Annotated in this window: 14 protein-coding genes, 1 tRNA gene and 1 pseudogene; 9 read left to right on the top strand and 7 right to left on the bottom strand. The window is 69.8% G+C overall.

The features are described 5' to 3' along the window. The first annotated feature begins 316 nt into the window (after window positions 1–316). The 3 genes from ileS (at window position 317) to KDB89_RS01545 (ending at window position 5664) form a co-directional block, all read left to right on the top strand. The gene (ileS, locus tag KDB89_RS01555; RefSeq protein WP_219082865.1) at window positions 317–3442 is read left to right on the top strand and encodes an isoleucine--tRNA ligase; all 3126 of its coding nucleotides are present in this window, start codon (window positions 317–319) and stop codon (window positions 3440–3442) included. Then, window positions 3439–4179, top strand: a complete 741-nt coding sequence (locus KDB89_RS01550) for a 5'-methylthioadenosine/adenosylhomocysteine nucleosidase (protein ID WP_219082863.1) — start codon at window positions 3439–3441, stop codon at window positions 4177–4179. Before ileS ends, KDB89_RS01550 begins: the two co-directional genes overlap by 4 nt. Window positions 4180–4395: 216 nt before the next feature. Further along, window positions 4396–5664 carry an IS256 family transposase gene (locus KDB89_RS01545; RefSeq protein WP_219080107.1) on the top strand — a complete coding sequence of 423 codons (1269 nt, stop codon included), beginning with the start codon at window positions 4396–4398 and terminating at the stop codon, window positions 5662–5664. A 393-nt stretch (window positions 5665–6057) separates the two neighbouring features. On the opposite strand, the gene KDB89_RS01540 is transcribed toward KDB89_RS01545, so the two are convergent. The 3 genes from KDB89_RS01540 to KDB89_RS01530 all read right to left on the bottom strand — a co-directional run bounded on the left by KDB89_RS01540 (window position 6058) and on the right by KDB89_RS01530 (window position 9631). Further along, window positions 6058–7053, bottom strand: coding sequence for a Gfo/Idh/MocA family protein (locus KDB89_RS01540; RefSeq protein ID WP_219082861.1), 996 nt, complete (start codon window positions 7051–7053; stop codon window positions 6058–6060). A gap of 273 nt (window positions 7054–7326) precedes the next feature. Further along, the gene (locus tag KDB89_RS01535; RefSeq protein ID WP_219082859.1) at window positions 7327–8511 is read right to left on the bottom strand and encodes a DUF480 domain-containing protein; all 1185 of its coding nucleotides are present in this window, start codon (window positions 8509–8511) and stop codon (window positions 7327–7329) included. 277 nt (window positions 8512–8788) lie between these two features. Next, window positions 8789–9631 (bottom strand): LysR family transcriptional regulator substrate-binding protein, encoded by an 843-nt coding sequence (locus KDB89_RS01530; protein ID WP_219082857.1) that lies wholly within the window; start codon window positions 9629–9631, stop codon window positions 8789–8791. A gap of 105 nt (window positions 9632–9736) precedes the next feature. Between KDB89_RS01530 and KDB89_RS01525 the strand changes: the two genes are divergently transcribed. The 3 genes from KDB89_RS01525 to ngcE all read left to right on the top strand — a co-directional run bounded on the left by KDB89_RS01525 (window position 9737) and on the right by ngcE (window position 13187). Then, entirely contained in the window at window positions 9737–10078 is a 342-nt protein-coding gene (locus KDB89_RS01525; protein ID WP_255556095.1) for a DUF5997 family protein, read from the top strand. Window positions 10079–10518: 440 nt separating this feature from the next. Further along, window positions 10519–11793, top strand: coding sequence for an aspartate kinase (locus tag KDB89_RS01520; RefSeq protein ID WP_219082855.1), 1275 nt, complete (start codon window positions 10519–10521; stop codon window positions 11791–11793). A gap of 11 nt (window positions 11794–11804) precedes the next feature. Further along, window positions 11805–13187: an N-acetylglucosamine/diacetylchitobiose ABC transporter substrate-binding protein gene (gene ngcE, locus KDB89_RS01515; RefSeq protein ID WP_219082853.1), complete on the top strand. Its 1383-nt coding sequence runs from the start codon at window positions 11805–11807 to the stop codon at window positions 13185–13187. On the opposite strand, the gene KDB89_RS01510 is transcribed toward ngcE, so the two are convergent. Beyond that, window positions 13172–15703: a hypothetical protein gene (locus KDB89_RS01510; protein ID WP_219082851.1), complete on the bottom strand. Its 2532-nt coding sequence runs from the start codon at window positions 15701–15703 to the stop codon at window positions 13172–13174. The two genes, ngcE and KDB89_RS01510, sit on opposite strands and share 16 nt — an antisense overlap. A 23-nt stretch (window positions 15704–15726) precedes the next feature. Further along, window positions 15727–17358 carry a helicase HerA-like domain-containing protein gene (locus KDB89_RS01505; protein WP_219082849.1) on the bottom strand — a complete coding sequence of 544 codons (1632 nt, stop codon included), beginning with the start codon at window positions 17356–17358 and terminating at the stop codon, window positions 15727–15729. 156 nt (window positions 17359–17514) lie between these two features. Between KDB89_RS01505 and KDB89_RS01500 the strand changes: the two genes are divergently transcribed. Both KDB89_RS01500 and KDB89_RS01495 read left to right on the top strand, forming a co-directional pair. Continuing rightward, window positions 17515–17808: a type II toxin-antitoxin system VapB family antitoxin gene (locus tag KDB89_RS01500; RefSeq protein ID WP_219082847.1), complete on the top strand. Its 294-nt coding sequence runs from the start codon at window positions 17515–17517 to the stop codon at window positions 17806–17808. A gap of 36 nt (window positions 17809–17844) precedes the next feature. After that, the gene (locus KDB89_RS01495; protein WP_219082845.1) at window positions 17845–18384 is read left to right on the top strand and encodes a LytR C-terminal domain-containing protein; all 540 of its coding nucleotides are present in this window, start codon (window positions 17845–17847) and stop codon (window positions 18382–18384) included. Between the two features lie 368 nt (window positions 18385–18752). Here the strand turns inward: KDB89_RS01495 and KDB89_RS01490 are convergent. Beyond that, window positions 18753–18839: transfer RNA gene (locus KDB89_RS01490), tRNA-Ser, on the bottom strand. Window positions 18840–18965: 126 nt separating this feature from the next. On the opposite strand from KDB89_RS01490, the gene KDB89_RS01485 reads away from it, so the two are divergent. Further along, entirely contained in the window at window positions 18966–20147 is a 1182-nt protein-coding gene (locus KDB89_RS01485; RefSeq protein WP_219082843.1) for an MFS transporter, read from the top strand. Here the strand turns inward: KDB89_RS01485 and tadA are convergent. Beyond that, window positions 20133–20576: pseudogene (gene tadA, locus KDB89_RS01480) on the bottom strand (tRNA adenosine(34) deaminase TadA); the annotation flags it as partial. The gene KDB89_RS01485 and the pseudogene tadA overlap by 15 nt on opposite strands. Window positions 20577–20604: the final 28 nt, after the last annotated feature.

Below are 20604 nucleotides of genomic sequence, written 5' to 3'. Positions count from 1 at the left end.
CGGCCTCAAGGCCGGGTGAAATGTCTCGACATCGAAAGAAATGGTCTGTCACAGGGGAATAGACCGCGACGGGCACGCGTTGGGATCTGCGTCGCAGGGTTTGGGCGACGCGCCCACCACGGCGCATAATGGAGCCCGATCGCAAGGCGTTGATGAGGCCATCACCTCGGAGCTGCCGGAAGAACGGCGGAGAGATCCGCTCACTAGACCCGGCCGCGGCGGCATTGAGAGGGGCGCACCCGATGCGCCCAAGGAGGGTGGTACCGCGGGCCCCGGCTCGTCCCTTCGGACCGACGTCTGGACGAAGGAACCCTGGATGACCACCTACCGAGCCGTACCCGCGCAGGTCGACTTCCCTGCCCTTGAGCACGACATCCTCAAGCTGTGGGCCGCGAACGACACGTTCGAGAAGTCCCTGACGCAGACCGCCGGCGGCGAGCCGTGGACCTTCTACGAGGGCCCGCCCACCGCCAACGGCATGCCCGGCACGCACCACATCGAGGCGCGCGTGTTCAAGGACCTGTTCCCCCGCTACAAGACGATGCGCGGCATGCACGTCGAGCGGAAGGCCGGCTGGGACTGCCACGGCCTGCCCGTCGAGCTCGCCGTCGAGAAGGAGCTCGGCTTCTCCGGCAAGCCCGACATCGAGGCGTACGGCATCGAGGCGTTCAACGAGAAGTGCCGCGAGTCCGTGCTGCGCCACGTCGACGCGTTCAGCGACCTGACCGAGCGCATGGGCTACTGGGTCAACATGGACGAGGCCTTCGTCACCATGAGCACGCAGTACGTCGAGTCGCTGTGGTGGGCGCTCAAGCAGATCCACTCCAAGGGCCTGCTCGAGGAGGACTACCGCGTCGCCCCGTACTGCCCCCGCTGCGGCACCGCGCTGTCCGACCACGAGCTGGCGCAGGGCTACGAGGACGTCGTCGACCCGTCGATCTTCGTGCGCTTCCCGCTCACGTCCGGCCCGCACGCCGGCACCGTCGATCTGCTGGTGTGGACCACCACCCCCTGGACGCTGGTGTCGAACACCGCCGTCGCCGTGCACCCCGAGGTGACCTACCGCGTCGCGACGCACCCCGACCAGAAGCCCGTCGTGATCGCCGAGCCGCTGGCCGCGAAGGTGCTGGGCGACGAGTGGACGCTCACCGAGACGTTCACGGGTGCCGAGATGGAGCGCTGGAACTACCAGCGTCCGCTCGACCTGGTCGAGTTCCCCGAGCCCGCGCACTTCGTCGCGCTCGCCGACTACGTCACCACCGAGGACGGCACGGGCCTGGTCCACCAGGCTCCCGCCTTCGGCGAGGACGACATGCTGGTCTGCCGCGCCTACGGGCTGCCGTTCGTGAATCCGGTCCGCCCCGACGGCACGTTCGACCCGGAGCTGGACCTCGTCGGCTGCGCCTTCTTCAAGGACGCCGACCCGATCATCGTCGAGGACCTGAAGGCGCGCGGCATCCTGTTCCGCAAGCTCGACTACGAACACTCCTACCCGCACTGCTGGCGCTGCCACACCGCGCTGCTCTACTACGCGATGCCGTCGTGGTACATCCGAACCACCAAGGTCAAGGACAAGCTGATCGCGGAGAACCAGGACACCGCCTGGCACCCCGACTCGATCAAGAACGGCCGCTACGGTGACTGGCTGAACAACAACATCGACTGGGCGCTGTCGCGGACCCGCTATTGGGGAACGCCGCTGCCGATCTGGCGATGCGAGGACGACCACCAGGTGTGCGTCGGCTCCCGTGCGGAGCTGGGTGAGCTGGCCGGGCGCGATCTGAGCGACCTGGACCCGCACCGCCCGTTCGTCGACGACGTGACCTTCGCGTGCCCGACGTGCGGCAAGGTTTCGCACCGCGTGCCCGAGGTCATCGACGCGTGGTTCGACTCCGGCTCGATGCCGTTCGCGCAGTGGGGCTACCCCCACGTCGAGGGCTCGAAGGAGCAGTTCGCCAAGCGCTACCCCGCCGACTTCATCTGCGAGGCCATCGACCAGACCCGCGGCTGGTTCTACTCGCTGATGGCCGTCGGCACGCTGGTGTTCGACGAGTCGGCCTACCGCAACGTCGTGTGCCTCGGCCACATCCTCGCCGACGACGGCCGCAAGATGAGCAAGCACCTGGGCAACGTGCTGGAGCCCATCCCGCTGATGGACCAGCACGGCGCGGACGCGGTGCGCTGGTTCATGGCGTGCTCCGGCTCGCCGTGGTCCGCCCGCCGCGTCGGCCACCAGGCCATCGGCGAGACGGTCCGCAAGGTGCTGCTGACGTACTGGAACACCGTCGCCTTCCAGTCGCTGTACGCGCGTGCCGCGAACTGGGAGCCCACCGGCACCGCGCCGACGGTCGCCGAGCGGCACGTGCTCGACCAGTGGCTCGTCTCCGCGACGCAGCAGCTGATCCTCGACACCACGGAGTCGCTGGAGAAGTTCGACACGCAGCGCTACGGGCAGGCCCTCGCCGGCTTCGTCGACGCGCTCAGCAACTGGTACGTGCGCCGCTCGCGTCGCCGCTTCTGGACGGGTGAGGAGGGCGCGCTGTGGACGCTGCACGAGACGCTCGACGTCGTCACGCGCCTGCTGGCCCCGATCATGCCGTTCGTCACCGAGCGCGTGTGGCAGGACCTGTTCGCCGTGACCGCTCCGGAGGGCCCGCAGTCGGTGCACCTGGCCTCGTGGCCGGTGGCCGACGAGTCGCTGATCATCCCCGAGCTCAGCGAGGCGATGGAGCTGACCCGCCGCACCGTCGAGCTGGGTCGCGCGGCGCGCGCCGAGTCGAAGGTGAAGATCCGTCAGGCGCTCAGCCGGATGCTGATCCCGTCGGCGATCTTCGAGAAGCTGTCCCCCGAGCTGCAGGGCGAGATCCGCTCCGAGCTGAACGTCGAGTCGGTGGAGTCGTTCACCTCGGCGGGCGACGTCGTCGACTTCCTCGCGAAGGGCAACTTCCGCAACCTGGGCAAGCGGTTCGCGAAGCGGACGCCGCTGGTCGCGAAGGCGATCGGTGAGCTCGACGCGCGCTGGCTCGCCGGGCAGCTGCGCGACCTCGGCCACGCGGTGTTCAGCTTCGAGGGTGAGGACATCGACCTGACCCCCGACGACGTCATCGTCACCGAGCGGCCGCGCGAGGGCTGGTCCGTGGTCAACGAGCAGGGCGAGACCGTCGCGCTCGACCTCGAGCTGACGCCCGCGCTGATCCAGTCGGGCCTGGCCCGCGAGGTCATCCGCTTCGTGCAGGACGCGCGCAAGCACGCCGGCCTGGACGTCTCGGACCGCATCACGCTGGTGATCGAGGCCGACGGGCCGATCGGCGAGGCCGTCGACGTGCACTCGGCGCTGATCGCCGGCGAGGTGCTGGCCACGTCGCTGACGCACGGCCCCGTCGCCGAGCCGACCGCGACCGACGACGAGCTCGGCCTGAAGGTCTCGGTGGTGAAGGCATGAGGGTCGCAATCATCGCAGCCCTCGCGGAGGAGCTGTCCGCGGTCCTCGAGGCCGCGCGCCTCGAGGGCCCGGTCCTGACGGCGCAGCTGGTCGGGGTCGAGGTGCACCACGGCACGCTGGCCGGCCGCGAGGTCCTGATCGCACAGTCCGGCGTCGGGAAGGTCGCCGCGGCGGCCACCGCCGCCGTGCTGTGCGAGCGCGCAGACGCCGTCGTGATGGTGGGCACTGCCGGCGCCCTCGGCGAGGGCGTCAAGCCCGGCGACGTGGTCGTGGCCACGGAGCTGCTGCAGCACGACTTCGACGCCCGGCCCGTGTGGGACCGGTGGGTCACGCCGTCGATCGGCCTGTCGCGGGTGCCCGCCGACCAACTGCTGACAGCTGCGCTCGCCGCGTCTGCGTCGAAGGTGTGCGCCGTCCACCGGCCCGACCTCGCCGAGCTGGGTCTTGCCGCACCGTCGGTCCACCGCGGGCTGATCGTGTCGGGCGACCTGTTCATCACGTCGTCGGCGGTGTCGACGGCGCTGAAGGCGGACCTGCCCGACGCGCTGGCCGTGGAGATGGAGGGCGCGGCCGTCGCGCAGATCTGCCACCAGGCGGGGGTGCCGTTCGCCGTCGCCCGGACGATCTCGGACGGTGCGGACGACCGGACGTCGCTGGACTTCCCGACCTTCCTGGAGAAGGTCGCGGCCCCCTATGCCCACGACCTCGTCGTCGGCACGCTGGAACTCCTCGACTGATCGCCAGTCCCCAGACGCCACCCTTACCGACCGACGCCACCCTCACCGACCGACGCCACCCGTTTCAGCACATGCCACCGCCATGGCGGTGGCATGTGTCGGGTGAGTCCCATAGCGTGGTGTCAATCCTGTGGGGGTTCTCGTCGTCGTGGACGTTGAAGGGCCATCGTGGGATGACCAGTTGTTTCCGGCAAGAAGCAAAGCAGAGATCCCACGATGACCCAGTACCAGTCTGCCCTTTCGACCCTGATCGGTGAAGTTCTCGCCGATCCCGACCTCGCGCATCAGGACGTGTTCCGCCGGATGCTGCAGGCCGGCCTGCAAGACCTTGTCGACGCGGAAGCGACCGCGAAGATCGGCGCCGCCCGTTACGAGCGCACCCCGGAACGGACCACCCGCCGCAACGGCACGCGCCCGAAGGTCCTCGCGACCCCGGCCGGGGAGGTCGACCTGCAGATCCCGAAGCTGCGGGAAGGGTCGTTCTTCCCGTCTCTGTTGCACCCGCGGCGGCGGGTCGATAAGGCCCTCTACGCGGTGATCTGCCAGGCCTGGATCGACGGGGTCTCGACCCGGAAGGTCGAGCACCTGATCCGTGCGCTCGGCAACGACACCGGCATCTCCCGCTCGACGGTGTCGCGGATCTGCGGCGAGATCGACGAGGCAGTCCACGAGTTCCTGCACCGCAGACTCGATCACACCTGGTTCCCGTACCTGTTCCTCGACGCCACCTACCTCGACGTCCGCCACCGCGGCCGGGTCGTCTCCCAAGCACTGGTCGTCGCGACCGGAGTCTCTGGTGAGGGCCGACGCGAGATCCTCGGGATGGCGCTCGGTGACGCGGAGACCACCGACTTCTGGACCGAGTTCCTCCGCTCGCTGCGCGACCGTGGCCTCAAGGTCGCCACCGATGCGGACCCGCTCGGGGTGACCCTGGTCACCAGCGACGCGCACGCCGGACTGAAAGCGGCAGTGAAAGCGATCCTGCCCGGAGCGGGGTGGCAGAGATGCCGGGTCCACTTCGCCCGCAACGTAACTCAACGCCTCGGATCGGCCCACTCGAAACCGGTCAACGCGCTGATCTCCACGATCTTCGCGCAGACCACGACCCAAACCGTGATCGCGCAATACAAGGCCGTCACCGACAGCCTCCGCTCCGCGTTTCCCGAGGTCACCGCGATGCTCGAGGCCGCCGAAGCGGACCTGACCGGGTTCGCGACGCTGCCGCGCGAGCACTGGCAAAAGGTCTGGTCGAACAACCCCATCGAGCGCCTCAACCGGGAGATCAAACGACGCGCCGACGTCGTCCAGATCTTCCCCGACCGCGACTCCGTGACCCGCCTCATCGGCGCCGTCCTCCAGGAGCAGCACGAGGAATGGTCTTACGGCGAACGCCGCTACTTCTCCGACATCTCCATGCGCAAACTCGTCCACACCCTCCACGAACACACCGAACCCGCCCACCACGAGCTCTACCTCACCGCCTGACCATCACCCACCAACAGGAAGCAACGGAATGACACCACACCACGGGACTTGACCCATGTGTCGCGAAAGGTAGCGTCGGTCAAGAAGGGTGGCGTCTGCAGTTGCTGGTGGCCGAGTCGGCGACCCAGCCCCCGACCGCCGAGCCAACCCCGATTCGCTGAGCCGAACCCGGATCGCTGAGCCGAACCCGGTTCGCTGAGCTTGTCGAAGCGCCCTGAGCGCAGCGAAGGGACCAACCCTCCCTGTGCACAACTGTGGCCAGGGCCGAAGCACTCCCCATATGCGCGCGTGCTGCGGCTCTGGCCACAGTTGTGCGCGAAAGACCACGCGCCGACACGCTCAACGAGATCAGGTATCCGACGACGAGCGACCCGACGCGACGCGGCCGACGGGTCAGGCCAGCGCGACGTGCGCCTCGTGGTGGTAGATGCCCGACTGCCGCAGGCAGGTCTCCAGCACGCGCATGACCTCAAGGGTGTCCTGCAGCGGCATGATGGTCGACTCGGTGAGGCCCTCGTCGATGCAGGCTGTCACCTCGGCGATCTCGTGGCTGTAGCCACGCCCCATCGGTCGGGCCTCGATGATCCGCGGCAGCACCCCGGCGCGGTGGATGGAGATCTTCGTCGGATGGTGGAACCGGGGTTCCACCTCGATCCACCCCTTCGTCCCGATGACCGACATCCTCCCGGGCCCGGGCCCGTCGAAACCGCAGGTCAGCGACGAGAGCCCTCCCGCGCTGTGCGTCAGATTGATGCTGGCTGCCTTCTCGACGCCGGTGCCATAGAGGCGGGTCATGCAATCGATCGCCTTGACGTCGCCGAGGAACGCCTGCGCGAAGTTCACGACGTAGACCCCGAGGTCGAGGATCGCGCCGCCGCCGAGGTCCTTCTCGAAGAGTCGATGGCCGGGCTCGAAGTCGCGCTGGGCGTAGAGGTCGCCCTGCACGGCGATCACGTCCCCGATCCGTCCCCAGGCGACGACCTCGCGGGCCGCCGCGACGACAGGCTGGAACCGTGTCCACATGGCCTCCATGCAGAACACGCCACCCGCCCTCGCCGCATCGACGACCGCCTTTGCCCCCGCCTGCGTGGCGGTGAATGCCTTCTCGACGAGGACGGACTTGCCGTTCGCGATGGCCGCGAGCGCGATGTCGCGGTGCATCGGATGCGGTGTGGCGATGTAGACGACGTCGATGTCGGGCGCCTCGAGCAGCTCCCGGTAGCTGCCGTAGGCCCTCGGTACGGCGAACCGGGCTGCGAACTGGTCGGCCTTGTCCTGTGTGCGCGACGCGACGGCCGCAAGTTCGGCCTCGGGCACGAACTGGAAGTCACCGGCCACCGCGTGTGCGATCTCACCGGTCCCAACGATTCCCCAGCGCACGGTGCTCATACTCCGAGCCTATCCGGCCCAATCCACCTTTGACCCGGGTTTGTTCCAGACATCGCGAAGCGTCCCGGCCACCTCACCCCTACTGCTGCGGTACTGCTGCGGTGCTGGCCGCCCACCCCCACCCGAAAATCGTTCAGTGGTCGATTCTCCCCGGTCCGGTGACGAGAATCGCCCACTGCCTGGTCGCGACGACCACCCAGCAGAAGCAGCAGCGGCACCAACTCTGGCCAGGCAGGCGTTCCGACCTGTCCGCCACCCCCGCAGGAGCGGAGGTCAGCCGCGACGACCGAGCAGGTACAGCCGGTCGTCGCCCTCAACAAGCACGTGGTACGCCTCGATGTCGCCCAGCCCCGCCGCAGCGAACAGCCCGCGAAGCTGCGAGGGGTCGTGCTGCACCCACGGCACCTCGACGCCGCCGAGTACTCTCGTCGTCTTCGACGACGCCCCTGTCTCGACGGCCACGACCAGCACCCCGCCGACCGTCAACGGCGCGACCAGCGACGCAAGTACGGCGGGCAACTCGCTGGGTGCATAGTGGTTCAGCACGTCCCACGCGACGACGGCGCCCCAGCCGGCGGCCGTGGCGGGCCGGAGCAGGCGACGCAGGTCGCCCTCCTCGAACAGCACGTCCGGGTGGCGACGACGGGCGAGCTGCACCTGGGCGGGGACGCGGTCGAAGCCGGTCACGTCGGCGCCGATGTCGGCCAGGTACGACGCCACCGCGCCCGCCCCACAGCCGACGTCGGCGACGGGGGCTCCGTCGGCCAGTTCGACCGCGCGGGTGAGCAGCCACCATTCGAACGGGGCCTGCGCCAGCGCCAGCTCACGCTCGTCGGCGTACTCGTCGGCGAGCACCTCGAACGCCTCGTCCAACGCGCGGTCGCGGGCCGGCGGGCCGGCGGACAGAATCCCCTCACGCTCGACGACGACCGAGCCGTCGGCCACCGCTGAGGGGGCTCGGCCGAGCAGGTGCGCCCAGCGCGAGTCCTGCTGCCCGGGCCTGCGGCCGAGTTCGCTCACCAGCGGTAGTGCGCGTGCCGCCATCCTTGCCAGGCACTCCTCGACGGCCTCTCGGTCTGCGAACCCGAAAAGGCGGTCGGTGCGGGTCTTCAGTTCACCCGGCGCCTGCGGGCCACGGAGCAGGAGCACGGTCAGCAGCGCCCGCTCGTCGTCGGCCAGGTCGAGCTCCTGCGTCGCGGACTGCGCGTACTTGAGCGTGCGCCGCCCGTAGTCCATCCACGTCACGCGACCCAGCGACTTCTCCTTGAGCCCGCGCATCGCGTCCTGGATGGTGCGCTCGTCGTAGTCGACGACGGGTGTCCGGGAGCTGGTCTGGTTGCACGCGGTGCGCAGCGCGTTCAGGGTCAGCGGGTAACTCGCCGGGACCGTCACCTCCTTCTCCAGGAGGCAGCCGAGGACTCGTTGCTCTTCGGGGGTCAGCACAGGAAGCTCGCTCACGCCGTCGACGTTACCCTCCGGGTCGCGCGGCCGTGGCCCAGCGGCCAACACTCCCGACAGTCCCCGTCACCCCCGTCGTCCACCCGATTCCCAGCCCGGGGTCCCCACTCCCGCAGACGCCAACGAAATACGCGGACGCCAACGATACTCGCGCGAATATCGTTGGCGTCCGTGCATACCGTTGGCGCCCGGGATTTTTCGTTGGGGTCGCGGGGAGGGGCCTCTCGACGGGAGGGGCCGACGCAGCTCCCGTGCCCGCGGGGCGGGTCTGAGCGGATCAGCGACGGCGACCGCGGCCACCCCGCGGGGCAGGCTTCCGGGGCTTCCGCGACGCGGGCTGCTTCCCGGCCCCGCGGGCGTCTCGCTTCCGAGACCCGTCTCGCTGTGCCCCTTCGCCATCCCGCTTCCGCGCCCCATCTCCCGCGGCCCCGCCATCACGGTCGGCTCGCTCCCGCGCCGACCGAGAGCTGTTGACCGATCGGCCGCGCACCACGCCGATGAACTCCTGGATCAGGTCGCTGTCGACGTCTCGGGGCCAGGCCAGCGCGACGGTGGTGGTCGGAGCATCGACGACGGGGCGGTGTACCAGATCGCGACGGTTGTTCGACCGGGCGACGGACAACGGCACCCGCAGCACAGCCACCTCGGCCACGACCCTGTCGATGTTGACCGCCGAGACGTCCGTGAGGACCTCCTCGTCGGCGAGGTCGGCGACACTCACCTCGTCGACGGCGGCAATCGCGTGCTCCTTGGCGACCCACACGACGGGCTGCTCCTCGTACAGCTGGATGAGGTGGAGGCCGTCGGGCTCGACGGGCAGCCGCACGAAGCACAGGTCGACGACGCCGTCGGACAGAGCGCGCCTCACCTCGCTCTCCTCGACCCCGACGGCCTCCAACGGGACGTCGGGGAACCGCTCCGCCCAGGTGCGCCGCCACTTCGTCAGGATCACGCCGGGCACGTAGCCGACCCGCAGCCCGGACCCGGCCGGCCGGGCCGACCCGCCCAGAGCCCAGTCGTCGACGACGGGACGGGCGCCTCCCTCGTCGCCGGCGGAGCCGGAGCCCCCCTCGGGAACAGCCTTGTCACCGCGTCCGGCACCCTCACGAAAATCGGTCATTGGTCGATTCTCCCCGGTCCGACGACGAAAAGCGCCCACCGCCTCGCACCTTTCGGCCGACCACCGCGGACGGACTGCCGCATGGTACCGGGTTAGGCTTGCCCGGTGAGCCAGACCATGAAGCCGATCACGGCAGCCAACAAACTGGGCATCTACCTGCCCGCCGCCCCGGAGGAGTTCCGCAACTCGCCGATCACGCGGGAGGCGCTCGACGAGCTGCGCGCCGATCCGCCTGCGTGGCTGGTGGAGCTGAGGAAGAACGGCCCGTTCCCCCGCGACGTCGTCGCGGCCAAGCTGGGCATCTCCCGCTCCGGCCTCGCCCGCGCTGGCGTCGCCGACGCAATGACCGCCGACGAGATCGGCGCACTGCTCGCCGACCCGCCGTCGTGGCTCGTCGACGAGCGTGAGACGCACCGCAAGGTCCTCTCCGAGCGCGAGAAAGGCTGACCCTAGCCAGGCGGTGGGCGATTCTCGTCACCGGACCGGGGAGAATCGACCACTTCCCGCTTTTCGCAGCCACCGATCCAACATCGTCGCCAGGCAGTGGGCGAAAGTCGTCACTGGACCAGGGAGAATCGACCACTGCCCGCTTTTCGCAGCGAGACTCCGGCCACCAACGGCCAGGCAGTGGGCGAAAGTCGTGACCGGACCGGGGAGAATCGACCACTGAACGATTTTCGGGAGCGGCGCGGGACCGGGACGACGCATCGACGACGGTGTGGGCTGGATCCTGGAGTGGCGACCTGCGACGCATCGACAACGGGGTGGGCTGGGGTCCGGGCAGGACGACGGCGACCCCGACCACCGCGTCCAAGGCGCGCTGGCATGGTCGCGGCGTCCGCACCGGGCAACTAGACTCGACGAGGTTGACCAGGAGGTGGTTGCGCATGGGTCGCATCGTTCAGAAGTTCGGCGGGTCGTCCGTCGAGGACGCCGAGTCCATCAAGCGTGTCGCACGTCGGATCGCCCGCACCCGCGGCGCAGGGAACGACGTCATCATCGTCATCTCGGCCATGGGCGACACCACGGATGAGCTGATGGATCTCGCGCTGAAGGTGTCCCCCAGACCCAAGTCGCGCGAGCTCGACATGCTCCTGACCACCGGCGAGCGGCAGTCGGCCGCGCTGCTGGCGATGGCCCTGTCCGACCTCGGCGTCGAGGCCGTGTCCTACACCGGCTCGCAGGCCGGCGTCCTGACGACCCCGACGCACGGCAACGCGCGCATCATCGACATCACCCCCGGCCGCGTCGAGAAGGCGCTCGACGAGGGCAAGGTCGCGATCGTCGCAGGCTTCCAGGGAGTGTCGCAGACCACCAAGGACGTCACGACACTGGGCCGCGGCGCCTCCGACACCACCGCCGTCGCGCTGGCCGCCTCGCTGGGCGCCGACTACTGCGAGATCTACTCCGATGTCGACGGCGTCTACACCGCCGACCCCCGGATCGTGCCGAGCGCGCGCCACATCGACCAGATCGGCTACGACGACATGATGGAGCTGGCCGCCTCCGGCGCCAAGATCCTCCATCTGCGCTGCGTCGAGTACGCGCGCCGCGAGAACGTGCCGGTGCACGTCCGCTCCTCCTTCAGTGACAAGCCCGGCACCTGGCTGCGAAACCAGGACGAGATCGACAAGGACCCCACCATGGAAGAAGCCATCATCAGCGGCATCGCCCACGACCGCGGCGAGGCGAAGATCACCGTCGTCGGCGTGCCGGACAAGGTCGGCGAGGCCGCCCGGATCTTCAAGACCGTGGCTGACCAGGACCTGAACATCGACATGATCGTCCAGAACATCTCGCGCCTGTCGGACACCAAGACCGACATCTCCTTCACACTCCCCTCCGGCGACGGCGCCAAGGCCATCGCCGCGCTGGACGCGGTCAAGGCCGAGATCGGCTTCGACGAGCTCCTCTACGACGACCAGATCGGCAAGGTCTCCGTCGTCGGCGTCGGAATGCGCTCCCACCCGGGCGTGTCCGCGACGTTCTTCGAGTCCCTGGCCACCGCTGGCGTGAACATCCAGATGATCTCCACCTCCGAGATCCGCATCTCCGTCATCGTCGGCCTGCACGACGTGGAGGCCGCCGTCCGATCCGCCCACACCGCCTTCGGCCTCGACGCCGACGAGACCGCCACGGTCTACGCGGGCACCGGGCGCTGACAGGGCCCGACATGGGGACGCTCAGCCGACGTCGGGTCCTGCAGGGACTCGGCGTCGGTGCTGTCGCCGCGCTCTCGGGCTGCGCCGACGACCCCATCATCCCCACCCCGGTCCCGTCTCCGGGCAGCGCGACCCCGACGGCGTTCCCGTCCCGGCCGGGCGACTCCCTCGAGGTCGAGGCCGCCGTCTTCGACGGGGCCTTCGGCACGGACTACGTCCGCGAGGCCGGCGACGCTCTGGCCACGCAGTACCCCGGGATCTCGGTCACGATCACGCCCGTGACCAGCGTGTCCGGCGAGCTGGCCGACCGCTTCGCCGACGGGGGCACCCCGCCGGACCTGCTCGACAACTCCGGGCCCGGCGCCTTCCCGCTCGCCTCGATGGTCGACGACTTCGAGGACCTCACCGCGCTCCTGCTGACCGCCTCGGCCGACGGCACAGTCCTGGGCGATACCCTCACCGAGAACGCAACCGCCCCCGGCCTCATCGGCCAGAAGCAGGTGGCGATCAACTACGCGCTCAGCGTCTACGGCCTGTGGCATTCTGCAACCCGGTTCGCCGCCGAGGGGTGGACGATGCCGGCCACCTGGGATACGATGCTCGCGCTCGCCGAAGAGGCCAGGTCGAGCGACACGTACCTGTTCGTCTACGGGGAGGACTCGGCCGACTACTACCAGGAGTTGGCGATCACGTCGGCCATCAAGGAGGGCGGCCACGAGGTCAGGATCGCCCTCGACAACCTCGCCGACGGTGCCTGGCACCACCCCGCCGTCACGGGCGTGCTCGCGCAGCTGGAGGCCTGCGTCGCCGAGGGCTATGTGCTCGACGGAGGCGCGGGCCACGTCGCCGCCCAGTCCCAGTGGTCTCAGCAGGACCGGGCGCTGCTGTACCCGGCGGGCTCCTGGATCGCGCGCGAGATGGAGGGCCGCACGGCCGCCGACTTCGAGATGACCGTCTCGCCCGTCCCGACGCTCACCTCATCACCGGCGCTGCCTCCGGCCGCCGCGCACCTCACGCCCACCGAGGCCTTCGTCGTCCCGACGAACTCCGCCAATCCCGAGGGCGGCAAGGAGCTGCTGCGGTCCCTGTTGTCGCTGCCGGTTGCCGAGAGCTTCGTCCGGGCGAACCTGACCCCCACCGTGGTGCGCAGCTCCGTGCCCGCCGACCTCACCTCGTCGGCGCTGACGTCGCAGACGCGCGTGATCGCCGACGCAGGCGACGCCATCTTCACGTGGCGATTCCCTTCCTACTACGGGCTGAACACCCAGCAGAACGTTCTGTGGAACCGCTTCTTCTCCGGCAGCCTGACCGCGGCGACCCTGGCTGAGCACCTGCAGGCCCTCAGCGACAAGGCCGCCGCCGACCCAGCCTTCGAGCGCTACACCGTCTCCTGAGGGTCCTTCCGCCGACGGCTGTCCCGCCGCTGCCAGGCGCGGGTGCCCAGCCACCACAGCACGCCCGCGGTCGCCACCAGCAGCACCGTCTCCCCGAGCCACCAGGTGCGGTCACCGGTGCGCCCGAGTCCCTCGTTGAACCAGCCGAGCACGTCGATGATCCCGGCGACGGCCAGCACCGCAAGCAGGATCTGCAACGGCCGCTCCCTGCCGCGCTGCGCCTCCTCCTCGGCGTCCGCGCGGGCGTCGGCGACGCGCTCCGTGAGAGCCCGGAGCGTGCTCTGTGCCGCCTCGACCGTGGCGTCCAGCGACTGCCGCAGCTCTGCGACGCCGTTGAGACCCATCAGGTGCTGCAGCACCTCCCGACCCTGCTGGTCCTGAGACAGCGTGTGCTCGTTCGCCCGGTCGACCAGCAGCTGGACGTGACGGATCGCCTCGCCGAGACGCTTCGCCGCGGCGCGCAGCACCTGCAGCGAGGCGCCCTGATCGGCCTCGAGGGACTCCCCCACCTCGTCGACGACGCGCCGCAGCCACTGCTGGCGGCGCCAGTAGACGCCGATCAGGCTGGAGGCGTAGTGGACGTCCGCCTGCGTGGCGACGGATCTCCAGTGCGGGGCGGTCGGCACGAACAGCGCGGTCAGGTCGCCGGCGCACCAGATCACCTCACGCTGGATGCGGCCGCCGAGCGTGCGCCGTCGGCGGAGCTCGGCGTCGGCGCGGGGGTAGGCCACCCACTCGAGCGCGCTCTGCGCGAGCGAGCGCTGCGCGGTCAGCGCCGTCTGCACGCCCAGCACACCCTCCAGATCCGACTCGTCAAGCAGCGACCGACGCCCGCCGCCCGGCGACACCGCGTCGGCGCGCGAGACGGTCACCAGCACCTGGCAGTAGCGGGCCAGGAACCCCTCCACGACGGCGAGATCGCGATCGAGTTCCTCCTCCGGGCTCGCCCCGTGCTCGTGAGCGGCGCGGGCGAGGTCCGCGACGATGCGGGTGGCGAGTTCCAGCAGCGAGCCGCACTCCACACCGTCGGAGACGCCGGGGGTGCGGGCCCTGAGCAGGACGCCCTCCGCCCCGGCGAACTGACCGCCGCGCCGCACCGCCTGTTCGAGATCGTGCGGGCTCCAGGCGCCGGAGCTGCCACCCGAACCCGACCCCTTGGTGTTGGTCTCGACCTTCACTCGGACGATGTGATTGCCCATTCCGCTCAGCAGCACGTCGAGGTCCAGACCGACGTAGGTCAGGCCATCCGCCGTCGTCAGGACGAGCTCATGGTCGGGGAACACGGCACGGAAGGCCCGGTAGTCCTTCTCCTGAACCGACGAGGAGGCCAACCAGCCGTCGGAGCGGGGCGCGTCGTCGATCACGATGCGGGCTCCGGCGAGCATGTCGACAGGATGCCAGGCGTCGTCATGCGGCCGTTCGCCAGCCACCAGTTCGGGCAGCACGTCGGTGCCGGTGGCGGCAACCGGCAGCCCGAACGGGTACAGGTAGGTGACCTCGGCCCCGGTCAGTTCCAAAGTCTCCTGCCCGGACTCCAACGCGACCGCCGCAGTCTCCAGCGGGATCCGCTGCGCGCGGATCTCCGTGCCGAAGACGGACCAGCGGCCCGTCGGCCCGTGCTCGAAGTCGCGGCAACGGTCGGCCGCCCGTCGGAGCGCGGCCGCGACCCCCGCGTCGGCTCTGCGTTCCGGCAGGTTCGCCAGGAAGGCTGCGGAGGCCGGCGCGATGGCGTCGGACAGCAGCTCGAAGTAGGGCCGGGTCCCGGCGATGTCGTCGGCGATCAGCGCGAGCAACGCGTCGAGGTGCCCCGTCACATCGGCGTCCATTCCCTGGTCCTCGACGATCCGGGCCCGCAGCGCGGCGACGTCATCGTCGAGGTCCCCGAGGCCCGTGCTCGCCACCGAGGCACGAAGCCCGACGGAGTCGACCGCGCACGCGGTCATCGCCGCCTCCACCCTCAGTTCGTCCTCGAGGCAGCCGAGCATGCGGGCGCACAGGTGCACGACCTCACGGCATGCGTCGGCCGCGGGCGTCGTGCCGACGATGCCCTCGCCCGCCAGTCGCGCCAGCGCGCGTCTGGTCGCCGCCACCTCACTCGACACGACGGCGTACTCCCAGAACACGATGGTCTCGGCCTGCGCAAAGACGGCGAAGGTGGCGCGGCACCGCGCCCCGAGGTCCGTGTCTGCCGCCGGAAACTGCCCGGTCACCTCCGCGAACACGCCGTCGATGACCGTGTCCCAGTCGATCCGGGAACCCGCCGGGGTAGGCGGTAGGCCGAGCTCGTCGGCCAGCTGGTCGGCCTGTTCGTCGTAGACGGCCTGGCAGAACCTTGCCCAGAACCGGAGCAGGCCGCTGACGTCGACGGGTTCGCCGTCGGGCCCGACGACGTGGTCCAGCTCCCGGCCCAGCATGACCCGGAGCGCCGTGGCATCGCGGCGGCGCAGGTCGCGGCGCACCGGCGCCCACGCCTCGGAGGCGAGCGGGTCGACCGCTAGTGCCTGCTCATCTGTCATGGTCCCCCCGGCCCACGCGACGACTACTTCCTTCCGGTCCCGAAGATGCCGCGGATGATCTCGCGGCCCGCGGACCTGACAAGCGACCGGAAGGTGCTCGAGCTGGTCACCTGGTCGATGAGGCTCGGGTGCTCCCTCTCGTACTTCCGCCTGGCTGCCTCGGCCGCGCGGGCCTCCTTCTCGGCGGCGGCCTGCGCTCTGGCGGCCTCCCTCGCGGCGGCGGCCTGCTCCTTCTCGGCCTCCTTCGCGGCGGCCGCCTGCGCCTTGGCCTGCTCCTCCGCCGCCGCCTTCGCCGCTCCGGCGGCGAGCTTGCGGCTCAGGATCTCGTAGGCCGACTCGCGATCGATCGCCGCCCCGTAGCGCTCCGTCAACGGCGACGCGGCGACGATCGCCTGCAGCTGCGGCTCTGGCGTGGGCGCCATCAGCGACGTCGGCGCCCAGATGCGGGTGTGCGCGACGGGCGTGGGGGCACCCTTCTCGCTCATCACAGTGACGATCGCCTCGCCCGTGCCGAGCTGCTGCAGCAACTGCTCCAGGTCGTAGCCGGACCTCGGATAGGTCGCCACCGTCGCCCGCAACGCCTTCGCGTCGTTCGGCGTGTGTGCCCTCAGCTGGTGCTGCACGCGCGAGCCCAGCTGGGCGAGCACGTCGTCGGGCACGTCCTTGGGTGTCTGAGTCACGAAGAACACGCCGACGCCCTTGGAGCGGATGAGTCGCACGGTCTGCTCGATGGCGTCCAGGAAGCCCTTGGAGGCGCCGTCGAACAGGAGGTGCGCCTCGTCGAAGAAGAACACGAGCTTCGGTTTGTCGAGGTCGCCGACTTCGGGCAGCGCCTCGTACAGATCGGCGAGCAGCCACATGAGGAACGTCGAGAACAGGGCAGGGCGGCTGGCAAGTTGAGGGAGCTCGAGCAACGACACGATCCCCCGGCCGTCCGGCGCGACGCGGAGCAGCTCGGAGGAGTCGAACTCCGGCTCCCCGAAGAACGCGTCCGCGCCCTGGCTCGACAGGCCGACGAGAGCCCGGAGGATGACGCCTGCCGTCGCCGACGAGACCCCGCCGATGCCCTTGAGTTCGGCCTTGCCCTCGTCGCCGGTGAGGTACTTCAGCAGCTCGACGAGGTCCTTCAGGTCCAGCAGCGGCAGGCCGGCCTGGTCGGCGAAGTGGAACACGAGCCCCAGCGACGACTCCTGCACCTGGTTCAGCTCCAGCACCTTCGCCAGCAGGATCGGCCCGAACGACGAGATGGTCGCCCGGACGGGGACGCCGATGCCCTCGCCGCCGAGCGCGTACAGCTCGGTCGGGAAGCCGGCGGCCGCCCACGGCTGCCCCTGCGCCTCGACGCGCGCGGTCAGCTTCTCGCTGACCTCGCCTGGCGACGCCAGGCCGGACAGGTCTCCCTTGATGTCGGCCGCAAACACCGGCACGCCCGCGGAGCTGAGCGCCTCGGCCATCACCTGCAGGGTCTTGGTCTTGCCGGTGCCGGTCGCCCCGGCGACGAGCCCGTGCCGGTTGAACATCGCCAAGGGGATGCGGATCGGGGCGTCGGGGACAGGCGCGCCCGCGTCGATCAGCACGCCGAGCGTCGCGGCGGGCGCGTCGAAGGTGTACCCGGCGATGATCGTGTCGCGAAGCGACGGCTGAGTATCGGTCACAGGGCGACTCTTTCACACCTCAGGGCCCCTCAACAGGTAGTCACGGCCACTTCTCGCGACCGGCCGCCCTGCGGCGACGCCCAGCAGACAGCTCATCGCAGGCTCGCTGGGCGTGCCCGTGGACCGATCGGCGTCGCCCCTGGGTAGGCTAAGGGGGTGATCTTCAAGCGAGTTGGCGACTCACGCCCGTACCCCGACCACGGCTACACCCAGAAGCAGTGGATCGCGATCGCGCCCCACCAGGTGCGCCTGGATGAGCTGGTGACGACCAAGCGGACCCTCGACCTCGAGGCCCTCCTCGAGGAGGACTCCACCTTCTACGGGGACCTCTTCGCGCATGTCGTCGCCTACCGGGGTGAGCTGTACCTTGAGGATGGCCTCCACCGCGCGCTGCGCGCGGCCCTGCAGCAGCGCCAGACGATGCACGCCCGCGTGCTCGAGCTGAACTGACCCCGGTCCACCCACCAACGAAGGCGGAGACACCCCGTGAAAACGTTCCGGCTCATCGCGACCCCCGTCATCCTGCTGGCTCTCCTCGGGGTGCTGATCTGGGGCGCGACCTGGGGCTGGAAGGAACTCACGGCCCCCTTCCCTACGCCGACCCCCACGCCCTGCGTCGTCAAACCCCTGACGACGCTGCAGCCGAAGAACGTCCGGGTCAACGTGATGAACGGCGGGTTCACGACGGGCCTGGCCACACGTGAGGCCACCCGCCTCAAGAACGCCGGCTTCAAGGTGCTGAAGACCACCAACACCGACGAGGCCGTCCGCGGCACCGTCATCCGCGGCAACCAGACCCAGAATCCCGAGATGCTCGCGATGGTCGCCTCCTACTACAAGGACGCCACCATCGAGAACGACGGCAGGGTCGACGGCACCATCGACATCCTCCTCGGAACCGACTTCCAGGGCGAGGGCGAGAAGCCGCAGAAGAAGGTCAAGGTCGCGAGCGGCGAGGTCTGCGTCCCCGCCCCCAGCGCCTCCCCCAGCCCGTCCCCGTCGCCGTCGGCCAGCCCGGAGGCCTGAGCCTCGCCCAGTCGACGTTTCGTCAGGTTCGAAGTGACCCGAACCGCTCACACCCGAGCACAACTGTGGCCAGAGCCCCGGCACGCGCCCTATGTCCGAGTGCTCCGGACCAGGCCACAGTTATGCACGCCGGGACGGAGTTGGGAGGAAGACCCGGCACCGGCGCGAACAGCCCCTGCCGACGACGCCCGAATCCACCTCGCTTCGCTCGGCGCCCTTCGACAAGCTCAGGGAACCGGGTCGCTGAGCTTGTCGAAGCGCCTTGAGCGAAGCGAAAGGTCCAACCCGCACCCCCATGACGAGCAACGTCAATCGTCGCAATAACCAGTTCAGCCCGACCCGGAGATCCGGATCGGGCTGAACTTCAGCGGTGATGGAGGGATTTGAACCCCCGGTGGGTTTGACCCCACTCTCGCTTTCGAGGCGAGCTCTTTCGGCCGCTCAGACACATCACCGCGAGCTAATTTACCGGATCAGGCAACGGATTCGCCAATCGAGGCGGGTCTGGGTGCCGATGGACCGGCACCCAGGCACCGGCAGGAGGAGTTGGTCGCCACGGCCGCGAGCCGTAGAGTGAGCCGGTGCGTCAATTCGCGGATCTCCTCAAGCTTCCCGGGCTCGCGCTGGTCATCACCGCGCAGCTCCTCGCACGCTTCCCCGCAGGCATGTACTCGCTCGGCATCCTCATGCACGTCGAGCACTCGCAGGGCAACTACACCTCGGCCGGACTGGTGCTCGCGGCGTTCTCGATCGGCACCGCGGTCGCGGGCCCGGTCGTCTCGCGGCAGCTGAGCCGGTTCGGCACGATGCCGGTGCTGCTGGTGACGCTCATCCTGGCCGTGTCCTCGGTCGTGATCCTCGCGGTCGTCCCCCTGTCGCTGCCGGCCATGATGATCCTCGGCGCGCTCGGCGGCGCGGCCACTCCCCCGATCATCCCGGCCGTGCGGTCGCTGTATCCGCAACTCGTCCCGCAGAACCAGCTGACGCGGCTTTTCTCGCTCGACGCGGCGCTGCAGGAGATCATCTGGGTCATCGGCCCCGTCGCGATCACGCTGCTGGTGACTCTGCTCGGCAGCTCGACGGCGCTGCTGATCGTCGCGACGATCCAGGTCGTCGGCGGGCTGATCTTCACGTTCGCGCCGCACGTGCGCAGGCTCCGCATCCCCGCGACATCGAGCGGATTCGGCAAGGTGCTGCGGAACTCGTCGGTCGTGTTGATGTTCGTCACGTCGATGTTCCTGATCGGCGGCTTCGCCGCGGTCGAGGCGGCGATCGTCGCGTCGTTCGGCGAGGGTTCCCTCAACGCGGGGCTCGTGCTCGGCATCTGCTCGATCGGGTCGCTGCTCGGCGGACTCATCTCGGGGCAGCGTCCGCTGACCAGGTGGTCCATGGCGCTGCGGCTCGTGGTCGTGACGGCGGGCTTCGGTATCGCGGCGGCCACCTCGGGGTTCTGGGCGCTGTCGATCGCGCTGTTCATCGCGGGGCTGGGCTGCGCGCCGGCACTGGCCGCGGTGTCGTCGGTCATCGCCGGCAGCGTCGACTTCTCCGACACCGCCGAGGCGTACGGCTGGATCGGAACCGGGCAGCTGCTCGGCGCATCGGTCGGCTCGGCACTGGCCGGTGTGGCGATCGACCACGCGGGCGGCCAGGGCGGTCTACTGGTCAGCTTCGGGATTGTCGCGGTCGCTGCGGTGATCGCAGCGCTGTTCCGCCGCGCGCAGCCCGACCTGAGTTCCCTCGTCGAGATCATCGAAGCCCACTGAGCGGCGCCCCGCGAAGAACGCGTCGAGTCGGGCTGCGCACTCGTCGGCCAGTACGCCGGAGACGACCTGCGGCCGGTGGTTGAGGCGAGGGTCGCGCACCACGTCCCACAGGGAGGCGACGGCGCCGGCCTTCTCGTCGAAGGCCCCGAAGACGAGCCGTTCGACGCGCGAGGCGACGATCGCTCCCGCGCACATGGTGCAGGGCTCGAGCGTGACGACCAGCGTGCAGCCGGTCAGGCGCCACTCGCCGACGGCCGCTGCGGCACGACGGAGGGCGACGACCTCCGCGTGGGCGGTGGGGTCGCCGGTCAGTTCGCGCTCGTTGCCGCCGGCGGCAAGAACCGCGCCGTCGGGCCCGAGGAGCACGGCGCCGATGGGTACGTCGCCGTGCTGCCCGGCCCGGTCGGCCTCGGCCAGCGCGAGCCGCATCGGCGCGTGCCAGCGGGTACCCAACTCG

This window comes from Tessaracoccus palaemonis (assembly GCF_019316905.1).
Taxonomy (GTDB): domain Bacteria; phylum Actinomycetota; class Actinomycetes; order Propionibacteriales; family Propionibacteriaceae; genus Arachnia; species Arachnia palaemonis.
The sequence above is the reverse complement of the archived record's forward strand: the minus strand, read 5'-3'. Positions and strand labels throughout refer to the sequence as shown.

Bases quoted from the DNA above. Each gene is read 5' to 3' on its own strand.
- KDB89_RS01550 (WP_219082863.1), top strand. From the start codon at position 3,439: ATGAGGGTCGCAATCATCGCAGCCCTCGCGGAGGAGCTGTCCGCGGTC.
- KDB89_RS01545 (WP_219080107.1), top strand. From the start codon at position 4,396: ATGACCCAGTACCAGTCTGCCCTTTCGACCCTGATCGGTGAAGTTCTC.
- ileS (WP_219082865.1), top strand. From the start codon at position 317: ATGACCACCTACCGAGCCGTACCCGCGCAGGTCGACTTCCCTGCCCTT.
- KDB89_RS01540 (WP_219082861.1), bottom strand. From the start codon at position 7,053: ATGAGCACCGTGCGCTGGGGAATCGTTGGGACCGGTGAGATCGCACAC.
- KDB89_RS01520 (WP_219082855.1), top strand. From the start codon at position 10,519: ATGGGTCGCATCGTTCAGAAGTTCGGCGGGTCGTCCGTCGAGGACGCC.
- KDB89_RS01510 (WP_219082851.1), bottom strand. From the start codon at position 15,703: ATGACAGATGAGCAGGCACTAGCGGTCGACCCGCTCGCCTCCGAGGCG.
- ngcE (WP_219082853.1), top strand. From the start codon at position 11,805: ATGGGGACGCTCAGCCGACGTCGGGTCCTGCAGGGACTCGGCGTCGGT.
- KDB89_RS01530 (WP_219082857.1), bottom strand. From the start codon at position 9,631: ATGACCGATTTTCGTGAGGGTGCCGGACGCGGTGACAAGGCTGTTCCC.